Origin of the sequence: Mucilaginibacter sp. L3T2-6 (assembly GCF_030519355.1) — a bacterium.
In the GTDB taxonomy this organism is placed as follows: domain Bacteria; phylum Bacteroidota; class Bacteroidia; order Sphingobacteriales; family Sphingobacteriaceae; genus Mucilaginibacter.
Genome location: NZ_JAUMKC010000002.1, coordinates 411,621 through 425,303 on the forward strand (window position 1 = coordinate 411,621; position 13,683 = coordinate 425,303).

At 42.8% G+C, this 13,683-nt stretch carries 14 protein-coding genes; 12 read left to right on the forward strand and 2 right to left on the reverse strand.

The genetic code is table 11. The annotated features are described in order from the left end of the window. Positions 1–209 precede the first annotated feature (209 nt). The 4 genes from Q3W13_RS04190 (at position 210) to Q3W13_RS04205 (ending at position 2,528) form a co-directional block, all read left to right on the forward strand. Positions 210–611: an energy transducer TonB gene (locus Q3W13_RS04190; protein ID WP_302861593.1), complete on the forward strand. Its 402-nt coding sequence runs from the start codon at positions 210–212 to the stop codon at positions 609–611. Between the two features lie 3 nt (positions 612–614). Continuing rightward, complete coding sequence (locus Q3W13_RS04195; RefSeq protein WP_302861595.1) at positions 615–1,544, forward strand: energy transducer TonB; 930 nt, start codon at positions 615–617, stop codon at positions 1,542–1,544. 18 nt (positions 1,545–1,562) lie between these two features. Next, positions 1,563–1,796 (forward strand): hypothetical protein, encoded by a 234-nt coding sequence (locus Q3W13_RS04200; protein ID WP_302861597.1) that lies wholly within the window; start codon positions 1,563–1,565, stop codon positions 1,794–1,796. A 66-nt stretch (positions 1,797–1,862) separates the two neighbouring features. Then, a complete protein-coding gene (locus Q3W13_RS04205; RefSeq protein ID WP_302861598.1) occupies positions 1,863–2,528 on the forward strand; it encodes an energy transducer TonB in 666 nt (221 codons plus the stop codon). A 223-nt stretch (positions 2,529–2,751) separates the two neighbouring features. On the opposite strand, the gene mdh is transcribed toward Q3W13_RS04205, so the two are convergent. Then, positions 2,752–3,690 (reverse strand): malate dehydrogenase, encoded by a 939-nt coding sequence (mdh, locus tag Q3W13_RS04210; RefSeq protein ID WP_302861601.1) that lies wholly within the window; start codon positions 3,688–3,690, stop codon positions 2,752–2,754. 366 nt (positions 3,691–4,056) lie between these two features. Between mdh and Q3W13_RS04215 the strand changes: the two genes are divergently transcribed. Both Q3W13_RS04215 and Q3W13_RS04220 read left to right on the forward strand, forming a co-directional pair. Beyond that, positions 4,057–4,560, forward strand: coding sequence for a hypothetical protein (locus Q3W13_RS04215; RefSeq protein WP_302861603.1), 504 nt, complete (start codon positions 4,057–4,059; stop codon positions 4,558–4,560). 273 nt (positions 4,561–4,833) lie between these two features. Beyond that, complete coding sequence (locus Q3W13_RS04220; RefSeq protein WP_302861605.1) at positions 4,834–5,844, forward strand: glutamine synthetase beta-grasp domain-containing protein; 1,011 nt, start codon at positions 4,834–4,836, stop codon at positions 5,842–5,844. Between the two features lie 161 nt (positions 5,845–6,005). On the opposite strand, the gene Q3W13_RS04225 is transcribed toward Q3W13_RS04220, so the two are convergent. Then, positions 6,006–6,407, reverse strand: coding sequence for a gamma-glutamylcyclotransferase (locus tag Q3W13_RS04225; protein WP_302861606.1), 402 nt, complete (start codon positions 6,405–6,407; stop codon positions 6,006–6,008). Between the two features lie 113 nt (positions 6,408–6,520). Between Q3W13_RS04225 and Q3W13_RS04230 the strand changes: the two genes are divergently transcribed. From Q3W13_RS04230 to Q3W13_RS04255, 6 genes are all read left to right on the forward strand, one after another. Continuing rightward, positions 6,521–7,879 carry a glutamine synthetase family protein gene (locus tag Q3W13_RS04230; protein WP_302861607.1) on the forward strand — a complete coding sequence of 453 codons (1,359 nt, stop codon included), beginning with the start codon at positions 6,521–6,523 and terminating at the stop codon, positions 7,877–7,879. Between the two features lie 131 nt (positions 7,880–8,010). After that, the gene (locus tag Q3W13_RS04235; protein WP_302861608.1) at positions 8,011–9,120 is read left to right on the forward strand and encodes a hypothetical protein; all 1,110 of its coding nucleotides are present in this window, start codon (positions 8,011–8,013) and stop codon (positions 9,118–9,120) included. Positions 9,121–9,278: 158 nt separating this feature from the next. Continuing rightward, positions 9,279–10,148: an HAD-IIA family hydrolase gene (locus tag Q3W13_RS04240; protein WP_302861609.1), complete on the forward strand. Its 870-nt coding sequence runs from the start codon at positions 9,279–9,281 to the stop codon at positions 10,146–10,148. A gap of 45 nt (positions 10,149–10,193) precedes the next feature. After that, positions 10,194–11,225, forward strand: coding sequence for a glycoside hydrolase family 43 protein (locus Q3W13_RS04245; RefSeq protein ID WP_302861610.1), 1,032 nt, complete (start codon positions 10,194–10,196; stop codon positions 11,223–11,225). A 104-nt stretch (positions 11,226–11,329) separates the two neighbouring features. Then, positions 11,330–12,391, forward strand: a complete 1,062-nt coding sequence (locus Q3W13_RS04250) for a 1,4-beta-xylanase (RefSeq protein ID WP_302861612.1) — start codon at positions 11,330–11,332, stop codon at positions 12,389–12,391. A 40-nt stretch (positions 12,392–12,431) separates the two neighbouring features. Further along, on the forward strand, positions 12,432–13,607 hold the full coding sequence (locus Q3W13_RS04255) for an aldose epimerase family protein (RefSeq protein ID WP_302861615.1): 1,176 nt from the start codon (positions 12,432–12,434) through the stop codon (positions 13,605–13,607). Positions 13,608–13,683: the final 76 nt, after the last annotated feature.

A 13,683-nucleotide genomic window follows, 5' to 3' on the forward strand; every position in this document is an offset into this window, starting at 1 on the left:
TGAAGACGGCAGGTGACGCGATAATGCACTTTTCGGGCGCTTTTAACCACAGGCAGAGCATGTACAGAAGTTGAGGGGATTAGCAATGTTTCTTTTTTTGCTATTCGTTAAAACTCCATTGATTGGGCATTTTCCTCTTTATCGCATGACCTGATAATTTAGTTTGATATTTGCAGGACTTGTTTTATCTTCATAGGATAATTAATAATATGAGAAGTATTTTACTTGTTTCGCTGGTTTGCATGTTTTTTTCGCTAACCGCCACGGCACAAAAAGACGCTGTATCACAGGAAAAGGTGTATACCTCGGTACAGCATGTGCCCTCTTTCCCTGGAGGGATAGAGGCTTTTTACAATTTTTTAGCCAAAAATATCGTCTACCCAAAAACCGCCCGTGATAAGAATACGCAGGGTAAGGTAATTGTTACCTATATTGTTGAAAAAGACGGCAGGCTAACTGATGTAAAGGTGGCCCGAGGTATAGGCGACGGGTGCGACGAAGAGGCTGTAAGGGTGATAAAGCTTTCTTCGCCGTGGAAACCGGGGACGCAAAATGGCCATACGGTTCGGGTGGCATATGCCGTACCTATAAATTTTGCGTTATCCAGATAAGAAATGAAGAAGATATTCTTATTGATATTAGGCTTTTTGAGCTTTACGGCCGTATATGCTCAACAAAACGGTTTAACCTATTATATGAAAAACTCCGGACAGCGTGTAATGTCTAAAGATAGCGCTGATTACAGGATAGAAGTTTCGCCACCAGATGCTGCTGATAATAAACTATATGTTGTACGCGAATATGGAAAGGATGGTAAGCTGCGCTTATTGACGGGTTCCAATACCAACGATGCTAAACTGGTTTACCAGGGGCACTACACAGGTTATTTTCCGGATGGGAAAACAAGATCGTTAGGCACATATTATGCCGGTTTGTTTGTTGGCCGACAAATGGTGTATTATCCAAACGGCAAATTGTATTGTGTAATTATTTATCATAAAAATGGTGATGTTGCCAGCTACAACGAGTGCCGCGATTCAACGGGCACTGTGCTAACCACTAACGGAAACGGGACCTGGAAGCAGTTTAATGATGACTTTACGGATGTAATTGCCGAAGGTGGGATGGCGAACGGTTTACAGCAAGGTGAGTGGCATTTTAAGAAAACTGCAGCCCAAACCATTACTGTAACTTTTAGAGCAGGTATTGAAGTTCCAACGAATCCCCTCGACTCGTCCAAAAATTTTCGCCAGGTTGATGTTGTTCCTATTTACCCTGGCGGTATAGAGGGTTTTTATAAATTTATAGTTAAGAACTTGAAATACCCCAAAGCGGCAAAAGAGAATGGCACCAGCGGAAAGGTAATTGTAACATTTGTTGTTGAGCGGGATGGTCAGCTTGCAGAAGTAAAAGTTGCCCGTGGAATTGGCGATGGCTGTGATGAAGAGGCTGTACGTGTTATTAAACTAACGTCGCCCTGGAAGCCGGGACTGCAAGGGGGCAAACCCGTAAGAGTTGCCTACAGCGTGCCGATTAACTTTTAGGCACCGAGACGAAACAAAATGAGATTAAAGTTTATATTCCTGACAGTTATTAGCTGGTTTACCGGCTTAATGGGTTATGCCCAAGCCGGCCGTATGATTTATTATCTTAAAGACTCCGGCGCTTTAGTATCTACCAAAGACAGCGCAGACTACTGGATGGAAGTAACCCTACCGGATACCAGCATCAGTAAATTTTTATATGTAGTACGGGAATATGGCAAAAACGGAAGGGTGAGGCTTCAAACTACCTAAAAAACAAATGATCTGAACTTACTTTATCACGGAAAATACATTGCTTATTATCCTGATGGGCATAAAATGCGTACCGGTGAGTATGTGAACGGAAAATTTGCGGGGCTTGAAACGGATTATTATCACAATGGAAATGTCTATAATATTAAAAATTATAAAAGAGATGGGAGCGTGCGTTTTTTGGAGTGCAGGGATTCGACAGGAAGGATGCTTGCAGAGGGCGGAAACGGAATTTGGCTGGAATATAACGAAGATTTCAAGGACACCACTGCCAAAGGCGAAATTTTAAATGGCTTAATGAATGGCACCTGGAAGGGAAAAACTAATGATTCGGGTGAATTTACAAATGTTTATGAAAATGGTGTGTTAAAACAACATGATACATTTCGAAAATTTGAAATTAGCCCGGCGGTTTATGCCAGTGCCAAACCCGGAGCAATACCCACCTTTCCAGGCGGAATAGAGGCACTTTATAAATTTCTCGCGAAAACGATAAGATATCCGAAAGAAGCCCGTGATGCCGGTATCCAGGGGAAAGTTGTAATATCTTTTATGGTAGAAACGGATGGTTCTCTGTCAGATGTAAAGATTGAAAAATCGGTACATGCATTAATTGACGGCGAAGCACTAAAGGTTATTAAGTTGTCACCTAAATGGATACCGGCAATGAAAGATGGCAAACTTGTAAGAATGCCATATTCTGTGCCGATAAATTTTGCAATGTCGGAATAGAGATGACAGTAACAGTTTTTTCCGTGGATAAGCCCGGATTGCACGAGCTGCAACATTCCTACTCGTTGATGAAACCGGCTACACTTAATGTAAGCCGATGCGCGTTGTTTGGACTAAGACTTGTACACTTACCACCACACTCGTCGGCATGTTCGGTACCTTTAAAATAAAAGAGGCTTCCACAAACCGTGAAAGCCTCTTTCAGGATAAAAACTAAACAATATTATATCACGCCGGTATCGCTCAATACCTTGTTCATTGCCCGAACTGCATCGGCGCTCTTGTTGAATTCAGCCTGTTCAGCATCGCTCAAATTAAATTGCATGATTTTCTCGAAGCCGTTTTTGCCCAGGATGACAGGAACAACCAGCGATATATCGCTCTGTCCGTACTCGCCATCGAGTGCAACGCCGCACGAGATCAATTTCTTCTGATCGCGAACTATGCTCTCCACCATGAATGCGGTACCTGCCCCAGGCGCATACCAGGCCGAAGTTCCGATTAGACCGGTTAAGGTAGCGCCGCCAACCATTGTGGCTTTAACAACTTTGTCCTGCTGCTCCTGGCTTAATAATTGGCTAACCGGAACACTGTTCCAGGTTGCGTGCTTTATTAAAGGTATCATGGTGGTATCACCGTGACCGCCAATAACGACTGCATTTAAGTCAGCAGGAGAGCAGCCTAATTCCTGGCTCAGGTAATATTTAAAACGTGCTGAATCCAGCGCGCCGCCCATACCCAGGATGCGATTTTTCGGTAAACCCGAGGTTTTCAGGGTAAGGTAGTTCATGGTATCCATCGGGTTCGACACCACGATTATGATGGTATTCGGAGAATATTTTAAGATATTTTCTGTAACGCTTTTTACAATGCCTGCGTTGGTGCCAATCAGCTCCTCGCGGGTCATACCTGGCTTGCGGGGAAGACCTGATGTAATTACTACAACTTCAGAATCGGCGGTCGCAACGTAGTCATTAGTAACGCCCTTTATTTTGGTATCAAACTCCAGCAGGGCCGATGTTTGCATCATGTCGATCGCCTTGCCTTCGGCAAAGCCTTCACGGATGTCTAACAAAATAAGTTCTTCGGCCAATTCTTTCCTGGCGATATTATCCGCACAGGTAGCACCTACAGCCCCGGCGCCAACAACAGTAATCTTCATAATATATTGATTTTGCAGATGGAAAATTAAACTGGCCGAAGATAGAGATTTATATTTTTCTATCTGTAAAAAATATGCAATATGTGCGTTTCTAGGGTTTGGTGCAAGCCTGCGACATTGTGTGTTGAGAAGCTGTCATCGTAAAGCTGTCGGCGGTGGGTAACACCCATCCAAAAAAAAGCACGGGACGCGTGTTCCGGATACCAATGCTCTTTTACCTGTGCCGGAATGCAACCGCCTTTGAATTGTCGTTTTCTCTGCCATCTTGCCTCTTCCATCTGCAGCTTATTAAACAATTTCTTAAAAATGAATGTATTATCTATACCAATTAACTCACTTATGGCCAATTTTAAAATAATCACAGCTATGGCAATCCTTGCAGCAGGATTATGTGCATGTAATCACCCGAAACCCAAACCTATCTCTAACGATATTACCAAAACCACTGTAGCGGTTAATGGTAAGAAAGACAGCGTAATTAACAACCCTCAAAAAAACTACGGCAGCGCCACGGTTTCCGAACCATGTGTTAAATGCTTGCTGGAGGTTATTCAGGCAACGCCCGGGTTTAAAACCGTAACTGGTTCTGTACCGGCAAACGGATTGTTATATAAAGTAAACTGGATCACGTCTTCAAAGCCAATTGATATGGGTAATGATGGTGAGATTGTGAACGGAATGATAATAGATGTGAACCAGAAGGCCGGAAAAGACCCCAAAAAGCTTGCGACTTATCTTTATAACAATGCAAAAGGTGAAATTTATAGCACGACCGACCAAAAAAGCTTCAAAAATGAACAAGCCGTAAGTGATACGTCGCTAAAAAAGATTAGGAATAGTTGTTTTTGGGGTGTCGCTTCCGCCAAATAGTCAAATAGGACTGCCTGAATTTTTAAAAGATTCATATGAATGAATGGCTGTTATGTTTTTGGCGTATTTTTTAATGTGATGTTGATAACTTCAAAAAAATAAGGCTTATTTTATTCGAATTAATACGATATTGATAATACTGGGAAAAAAATTAGAATTTTTTCAACATTTCGCAATTAATTTTATAAAATTAGTTTAGATTTGCATAAATAATTAGAATAATACCTAAGAAATTTAAGAACTGAACCCAATATTGTAAAATCAACTTAAAAAATGGCAACTAAACTAGAGTACATCTGGCTTGACGGCTACAAACCAACTCAAAGCCTGCGCAGCAAAACAAAAATTGTTAAAAATTTCAGCGGTAAAGTAGAAGATCTTGACAACTGGAGCTTTGATGGTTCATCAACCGAGCAGGCGCCAGGCGGTTCGTCAGATTGTATATTGAAACCGGTTTTTGTTGTCCCTGATCCGCAGCGTAAAAACGCCTACCTGGTAATGTGCGAAGTGTTAAGCGCTGATGGCCAGCCACACGAGTCAAACGGCCGTGCTCATATCGAGGACGACGATAACGATTTCTGGTTTGGCTTTGAACAGGAATATTTCCTTTGGGATCCTGAAACCAACAAACCACTTGGTTTTCCATCAAATGGTTACCCGGCTCCTCAAGGTCCATACTACTGCTCAGTAGGTGCTAAAAATGCATTTGGTCGTGAGATAGTTGAGGAGCACTTAGACGCTTGTTTAGATGCAGGTTTAAATGTTGAAGGTATCAATGCCGAAGTTGCTGCCGGACAATGGGAATTCCAGATTTTTGCAAAAGGCGCTAAAGAAGCCGGTGACCAGATCTGGGTTGCACGCTACCTTTTGGAAAGAATTGGTGAGAAATACGGAGTTGCCGTTAACTGGCACTGTAAACCACTGGGTCAGTTAGACTGGAACGGTTCAGGTATGCACGCTAACTTCTCTAACACACTATTGCGAACTGCTAACAGTAAAGAGAAGTTTACAGCTGTTTGCGAAGCATTCCGCCCGGCTGTTGCTGAATGTATCGCAGTATATGGTGCTGACAATGACCAGCGCTTAACCGGTAAACACGAAACCGCGTCAATTCACGACTTTAGCTATGGCGTGTCAGATCGTGGCGCTTCCATCCGTATTCCGCTTTATGCAGTTGACCACAACTGGAGCGGTTACCTGGAAGACCGTCGTCCAAATTCTGCAGCCGACCCATACAAAGTAGCTGCAGTTATCATTAAAACCGTTAAATCGGCTAAACTTTAATTCCTAACTAACTAAATATGCTCTTATCCCCTGGCGGTAAATCGCCGGGGGATTTTTTGTTATTGGGGATTCCTCCGATTGGATGATTACACCGATGAACAACGATTTGCAGGAGTAAGGGATGTTAGGATTATTTATTAGCAGTCGTTGTGTCTTGGCAACTACTTTTCCAGAATATAAATGCCGGACTCTATTTCGTTAAAGCCTTTAACCGGCAGGTTATAGAGATATACCCAGCATTTCATCTTTTTGTTGAAAGTATCTGCATCAATCAATACCCTGGTAAATAAATTAGGCTGCTCCTGTTCAGGGCCGAAGCCTTCGTAATCGTCTAATATTTTAAGCACCCTTTTGATATTATTGAGATGGAATATTTTGCCGTGGATGAACTTATTTTCCTCATCGGTTAATACTGCACCAGGATACTCCCCTAAATCGTATAATTTACCGCGCATTTTTCCATCGGCATAAAAAATGCAATTATCATTAAGATAAGCACCGAACTGATTCTGTCTGTCGAGCAGGGTCCCGTAAACGAATAAATAGGTGCAGAGCTGGCTCACTGTTATTCTGTTATCAAACAAAGATACCCCTTGCAGTGTACACTGTTAACAAATTTTTATTGAGGCATTACATATATCTTGCTTAAATTGCCATTTATATAGCGTAAGTACCTATGAACGAAGAACAGGTTAAAAAATATTTAAAGGAAAATGATATACAGAAAATAAAATTCGCCTTTGCGGATATAGACGGCGTTTTGCGTGGCAAGATGATTCACCCTAAAAAGTTTATCGACGGTCTGGAAAGCGGATACGGTTTTTGCGATGTAGTTTGGGGATGGGACAGCAGCGATACAGTTTATGATAATGTAAAGCTTACCGGCTGGCACACCGGCTATCCCGATCAAATGTGCCGTATAGATTTATCTACTTTGCGCAATGTCCCCTGGGATAATGATATTCCTTTCTTTCTGGCAGATTTTAGCAAAGCCGATGGCAACGACCTGGCCGCCTGCGGACGAAGCCTGCTGAAACGCATCGCTAAGCAATGCGCCGGTATGGGATACCACGCCGAATTCGCCCAGGAATTCGAGTGGTTCAATTTTGTGGAAACGCCGCAAAGCCTGAAGGAGAAAAGCTTTACCAACCTGGAAAGCCTTACCCCGGGTATGTTTGGCTATTCTATTTTGCGGACATCGTTAAATGACGGCTTTTATAACGATCTGTTTGACCTGTTGCTCCAATTTAATATACCTCTCGAAGGCTTGCATACAGAAACAGGGCCGGGCGTTTATGAAGCGGCGATATTGCATGACGAGGTGCTGGCGGCTGCCGATAAGGCCGTGTTATTCAAGACGGCCGTTAAGGAGATTGCCGGTAAGCACGACATTATGGCTACGTTTATGGCGAAGTGGAGTGAAAGCCTGCCAGGCTGCAGCGGTCATATCCATCAAAGCCTTTGGACAAAAGATCAATCCAAAAATCTTTTTTATAGTGCTGACGATGAGTACAATATGAGTGACTTACATAAGCATTATTTGGCCGGTCAACTATATTGCCTGCCCCAGATATTGCCAATGTATGCTCCCACCATCAATAGTTACAAACGCCTGGTTGAAGGCGCCTGGGCGCCGACTACTATTACCTGGGGAATTGATAACCGCACCACCGCCTTGCGCGTAATTCATACCTCGGAAAAATATACCCGCCTCGAAACGCGTATTCCCGGCTCTGATACTAATCCGTACCTGGCCATGGCGGCGGCGTTGGCTTCCGGCTTATATGGCATAAAAAATAAGCTGCCTTTAACTATACCGGCCTCTACCGGCAATGGGTACGAGGATAAGCGCAATGGCATTCTCTCGCCGAACCTGTTTGAGGCTACCAGTATTATGAAAAATTCAGCACTTGCGAAAGAATTATTTGGTGAAGCTTTTGTAGACCATTTTACGAATACACGTTTATGGGAGTGGAGGCAGTACAGTAAAGCGGTAACGGATTGGGAGTTAAAAAGGTATTTCGAAATAATATAAGGGTGTTTAAAATATAGAAATTGGTTTACTTTTGAACTTTGAATCAATTAAGCAGCTCTTACGCTAAAAATAGAGACCATTATAAACGGAGTCCGGGAAATTCTTTTATCCGGATTCAGAAAAAATAAATTGTGAGCAACAAAACGAGACAGAACACAATATTACCATCTTTCCCCGTCAGGGCATCAAAAGCTCAAATCAAAATAGATTACGAGGCTATATTAAAAAAAGCGTGGGAGGGTTACGATGCATCTAAAACAATACGCGCTATCGAGGATATCAGTGCTATGGTATCCACAAATCATGTGTTCCGTATCACGTTTGACGATGACGATATTATTATCGCCAAACTGTCCTATTTCGGAAAATATGAGCACTTTAAAGAAGATCATCGCATCATACACGCTCTTTCAAACAACCTGCTTTATCCGTTCGAAAACCTCTTGTCAAAATCGCTTCTGAAAAATAACCGGGTATATATTTACAGGTACAAGCACGGCCAAACCGATGCCTGGGTGATATTTTATAATCCTACGCGCATTCTGGATCGTTTGCCACGCCGGTTGGAAGAGCATCATATCATCAAGTTAGGTCAGCAGGTGGGCAAATTTCACAAAGCTTGTTCAAGGGTGAAGAATGTGCTGCCTAAATCGTCAAAAACGCTTCGTACTGATATCTTTGCTTTGCAGAAGGAACTGGAAACCAACGAGAAAGAGTTTGGCACCCCAATGCAGGTAGATTTTTTGAAATATCACTGCGAAACGTTCTTAAAAAACCGATCTAAGTATAACATGCATTCTTTTGAGATTATCCCGGTTTTTATCGACTGGAATATTGGTAATTTCTCCGTTACACCCGATCTTGAACTTTACTCGCGATGGGATTATGACTGGTTCAGGATGAGCTACCGCATACTGGATTTTTACTTTTTCAGCCGGGTTTGTTCTGACAGGGGAGACCGCACGGTGTTCAGCTATGTGATCACCACCATGATGGAAGACCGGTTTATCCTGTTCCTGAAAGAATACAACAAGATAAACCCCATTACCGCAGACGAAATTCGCTTTTTAAAGGAAGCATACCGCTTTTTTATATTAAATTATGTAATAAAAGACGGCAAGTATTTCTTTAATGAGCAATATGCCAAAAAGCTGCAGTCGGAAGCATTTTCAATTTACCTGCCATCGGTTGACAGGGATTTTGATGCGGAAAAGATAATTAGTGCTTTAGGTTTGAAGTAGCTGTAGCGGTTGTAAAAGTTGTAATAGTTGAAGTGAAAGTCTTTCGAAATTCAATCTCTACAATCGGAAACAACATTTGCAGACCAAACGAACTATTAGAACTGATACACCCACTACAACATTTATAACGAATACAACAACAGCTACAACCATCAACAATGAAACGCATCGAAAACTTTAAATCTATAATCGATAAATACGATATCATATTTTTTGATGCATTCGGGGTTATTAAAACTTACCAGGGTTTGGTACCTGGTATTGAGCGTACTTTTGAGTATTTACTCTCGCAGGGTAAGGAATATTACATTGTTACTAATGACGCTTCCCGCAGTCCGGCGCAACTGGCCCAAAGTTATCACAAGCATGGTTTGAACCTTATTACGCCCGACAGGATCATTTCGTCGGGAATGCTGACCAAAGAATACCTGGATTTAAAGGTGGATGACGGCATAGTAGCTTTTTTAGGCACGCCGGAATCATCTCATTACATCGATAGCTCCGGTTTACATACGTTGCCGGTTAGCGCTATAAATGCTGATAATATCGATAAAGTTAATGCCCTTGCCTTTTTGGATGACGAGGGATTTAACTGGTGCGATGACCTAAATAAAACGGTAAATATCCTCCGTAAGCGGACGATCCCGGTTATTGTTGCAAATACCGATAAGGCATACCCTGTTTCTTTAAGCGACGTGGGCATTGCTATCGGCGGTATTGCAGCTATGATTGAAAGCATTATCGGCAAGCAGTTTATCCGTTTTGGCAAGCCTGATTCACAAATGTTTATGTTTGCTTATGACCTGATACGCGAATACCGGACGATTAACAAAAGCCAGATTTTAATGGTGGGTGATACACTGCAAACAGATATATTGGGCGGCAATAAATTTGGTCTTGATACCGTACTGGTACTTTCAGGTAATACTTTGCCCAAAGATGCAGATAACCGTATTACCGCTACAGGTATTGTGCCGACTTATATTTGTAATTCGGCTGTGGTTGATATGGGCGGGTTTAGTTTTTAAAATCAGGTTATGGCGTTTACCATGCACGAAAAATTATCTATCATCATGAGAAAAATAATAAATGTAATCTTAACAGTTTTATTGACCCAGGCTGCGATTGCGCAGCAGAAAACATTCACAAATCCGTTGCTGCCGTCCGGCGCCGATCCTTGGGTGATTTATAAAAATGGTTATTATTACTATACCAATTCCATGGGCAGTAAACTTATCCTGTATAAAACCAAAAACATGGCCGATTTAGCTTCGGCGCCCAATAAGACCATCTGGACGCCGCCAGCAGGAACCATGTATTCAAAAGAACTGTGGGCGCCTGAACTGCATTATATCGATCATAAATGGTATATGTATTTTGCAGCTGACGACGGCGATAACGACCATCACCGCATTTATGTTTTGGAAAACCCATCTGCCGATCCCATGTTGGGCGAATGGACACTCAAGGGAAAAGTAAGCGACGCCACAAATAAATGGGCAATTGATGTTTCTGTTTTTGAACATAAGGGCAAACTCTATATGATTTGGGCTGGATGGGAAGGCGATAAAAATGGTGAACAAGATATTTACATAGCCAGGCTTAAAAACCCATGGACCGTCGGTAGTCCCCGGGTTAAACTGTCAAGTCCGCAATATGAGTGGGAGAAATACGGTGATCTCGGCGAGAAAAGCAATCCGCCGCATGTTAACGTAAATGAAGGCCCGGAGATATTGAAACATGGCAATAAGCTTTTTTTGATTTATTCCGCAAGCGGCTGCTGGACGGATTATTATGCGTTGGGCATGCTTACGATACCGGCGGATAAAAACCTGCTCGACCCGGCATCATGGATGAAATCAAAAACACCTGTATTTAAAGCTGCGCCAGAGAATGGCGTTTATGCACCGGGGCATAATTCATTCTTTAAATCAGCCGATGGTAAGCAGGACTGGATACTTTATCATGCTAATTCGGCACCTGGGCAGGGCTGCGGCAAAGACCGGTCGCCGCGTATGCAGCAATTTACCTGGAATACCGATGGTTCGCCGAACTTTGGTGTTCCGGTTAAGACGGGTGTTTCTTTAAATGCGCCCTCAGAATAGATTAGTAAAAAAACTTCATTCCGGCGATTACAAAATTTAAGGGCAGGGATTTTCTTTTTATTTTTTATTGTATGTTTGACATATATAAACCATTAAATTTCCATATGAGAATCAAACTAGTCTTTGCCGGCTTGCTTTTGTTATGCAGCGCTCCAATAATGGCGCAGAAGAAAACAGCTGCCGGTGTGTGGCCGGCTGCTAGGGCAAACGCCTGGTACGCAAAGCACAAATGGATAAACGGCGCCAACTTTACACCCAGCACAGCAATTAACCAATTGGAAATGTGGCAGGCGGATACCTTCGACCCCACAACCATTGACAGGGAACTGGGCTATGCAGAGGGAATTGGCTTTAACGCCATGCGTGTATTTCTGCACAGCCTGGTTTGGAAAGAAGATCCGAAAGGCTTTAAATCGAGGATTAATAAATACCTGGAGATTGCCGACAAACATCATATCCAAACCATCTTCGTTTTCTTTGACGATTGCTGGAATCCCAATGCCAAACCGGGCAAGCAGCCAGAACCAAAGCCAGGTATCCACAATTCCGGCTGGATGCAAGACCCAGGCTATCCATTAACCAAAGAGGCTGATTATGCAGCGTTAAAGGTTTACGTGGATGATATATTAACCACCTTTAAACATGACAAGCGCATTCTGCTTTGGGACCTATACAACGAACCGGGTAACGGCGACAAAAACCACATTGCCCATATTTTGCTGCCAAAGGTATTTGCCTGGGCGCATGCCATCAACCCCGATCAGCCGGTAAGCTCGGGTATGTGGGATTGGAACCTTGAGGCTTTTAACAGAATTCAGCTTCAGAACTCCGACGTAATAACTTATCACTGCTATGACTCCCCTGAATTACATGAACGGGTAGTTAAACTACTAAAGATATATGGTCGTCCCCTTATATGTACCGAGTATATGGCACGCCCCCGTAACAGTACATTTGAAAACACCATGCCAATGCTGAAAAGGGAAAACGTAGGCGCCATTAATTGGGGCTTTGTAAGCGGCAAAACCAATACCATATACGCCTGGGATACCCCAATGCCTGACGGTAGTGAACCCAAGCTGTGGTTTCATGATGTGTTTCGCAAAAACGGCGAGCCTTATAAAAGGGAAGAAACTGACCTGATAAAAAAGCTAAACGGCAAATAAACTAACCCTGATAAACCAATTTAACTAAATTAGCAGTCCTATGAATTTGAGTAAAAGCGTTTCAGCAATACTATTGCCAGTCTGCATCCTTGCGATGACGGCCTGCAATCAATCATCAACCGATAAAAAAACGACCACTATGACCGACAGTACCAAACATGCTGCCTTGCCGGATACCGCGGCTTATTCGAAAACTATTAACGGGAAGCAAACACACCTGTATATTTTAAAAAATAAGAACGGTATGGAGGCTGCCATCACCAACTATGGCGGCAGAGTAGTAAGCATTTTAGTGCCAGATAAGGACGGAAAGATGACAGATGTGGTATTGGGATTTGACAGCGTAGGTGGCTTTGAACATTCTACAGAGCGTTATTACGGCGCTACTATTGGCCGTTATGGTAACCGAATCGCAAAAGGTAAATTTAAGATTGACGGCAAGGAATATCAATCGAGCATCAATAACGCGCCGAATATGCTGCACGGCGGCAAGAACGGTTTCCAGGAAATGGTATGGGACGGCAAGCAGATAGATTCTTCTACGTTGGAATTAACATATCTGTCAAAAGATGGTGAAGAGGGCTTTCCGGGCAACCTGAAAGTTAAAGTGACGTATTCGTTAACCGATGATAACGGATTTAAATGCGAGTATGAAGCTACTACTGATAAAACAACTGTAGTAAACCTGACCAACCACGCATTCTTTAACCTGAATGGTGAAAGCAGCGGTACCATTTTAGGTCATATTTTGCAGGTAAATGCTGACAATTATTTGCCGGTTGATTCAACATTGATTCCGCTTGGTAAGCCTGAAACGGTTGCCAATACCCCTTTTGATTTCCGTAAGCCAACCGCCATCGGGGCGCGCATTAACGACGATAATCAACAGTTGAAAAACGGTAAAGGCTACGACCATAACTTTGTGCTGAACAAGCATGATATGAAAACACCTGTTGCAACCATCACCGGCGATAAGAGCGGCATTAAAATGGAAGTTTTTACAGACGAGCCAGGCCTGCAGTTTTACAGTGGTAACTTTATGAAAGGCATGAATGCGATGAAAAACGGTAAAAAGGATGAATACCGTACCTCGTTTGCGTTGGAAACCCAGCACTTCCCCGATTCACCAAATCAGCCATCATTTCCCTCAACATTGCTAAAGCCGGGGCAGACTTATGAAACACAATCTATTTATAAGTTTTCTGCGGTGAGGTAGTTCATTAATTGCATTTTGTCATTGCGGGGAGGAACGACGAAACAACCTCCTCGCAATGCTTTTCCACGTGCAGGCT

Bases quoted from the DNA above. Each gene is read 5' to 3' on its own strand.
- Q3W13_RS04190 (WP_302861593.1), top strand. From the start codon at position 210: ATGAGAAGTATTTTACTTGTTTCGCTGGTTTGCATGTTTTTTTCGCTA.
- Q3W13_RS04195 (WP_302861595.1), top strand. From the start codon at position 615: ATGAAGAAGATATTCTTATTGATATTAGGCTTTTTGAGCTTTACGGCC.
- Q3W13_RS04200 (WP_302861597.1), top strand. From the start codon at position 1,563: ATGAGATTAAAGTTTATATTCCTGACAGTTATTAGCTGGTTTACCGGC.
- Q3W13_RS04205 (WP_302861598.1), top strand. From the start codon at position 1,863: ATGCGTACCGGTGAGTATGTGAACGGAAAATTTGCGGGGCTTGAAACG.
- mdh (WP_302861601.1), bottom strand. From the start codon at position 3,690: ATGAAGATTACTGTTGTTGGCGCCGGGGCTGTAGGTGCTACCTGTGCG.
- Q3W13_RS04215 (WP_302861603.1), top strand. From the start codon at position 4,057: ATGGCAATCCTTGCAGCAGGATTATGTGCATGTAATCACCCGAAACCC.
- Q3W13_RS04220 (WP_302861605.1), top strand. From the start codon at position 4,834: ATGGCAACTAAACTAGAGTACATCTGGCTTGACGGCTACAAACCAACT.
- Q3W13_RS04230 (WP_302861607.1), top strand. From the start codon at position 6,521: ATGAACGAAGAACAGGTTAAAAAATATTTAAAGGAAAATGATATACAG.
- Q3W13_RS04240 (WP_302861609.1), top strand. From the start codon at position 9,279: ATGAAACGCATCGAAAACTTTAAATCTATAATCGATAAATACGATATC.
- Q3W13_RS04245 (WP_302861610.1), top strand. From the start codon at position 10,194: ATGAGAAAAATAATAAATGTAATCTTAACAGTTTTATTGACCCAGGCT.
- Q3W13_RS04250 (WP_302861612.1), top strand. From the start codon at position 11,330: ATGAGAATCAAACTAGTCTTTGCCGGCTTGCTTTTGTTATGCAGCGCT.
- Q3W13_RS04255 (WP_302861615.1), top strand. From the start codon at position 12,432: ATGAATTTGAGTAAAAGCGTTTCAGCAATACTATTGCCAGTCTGCATC.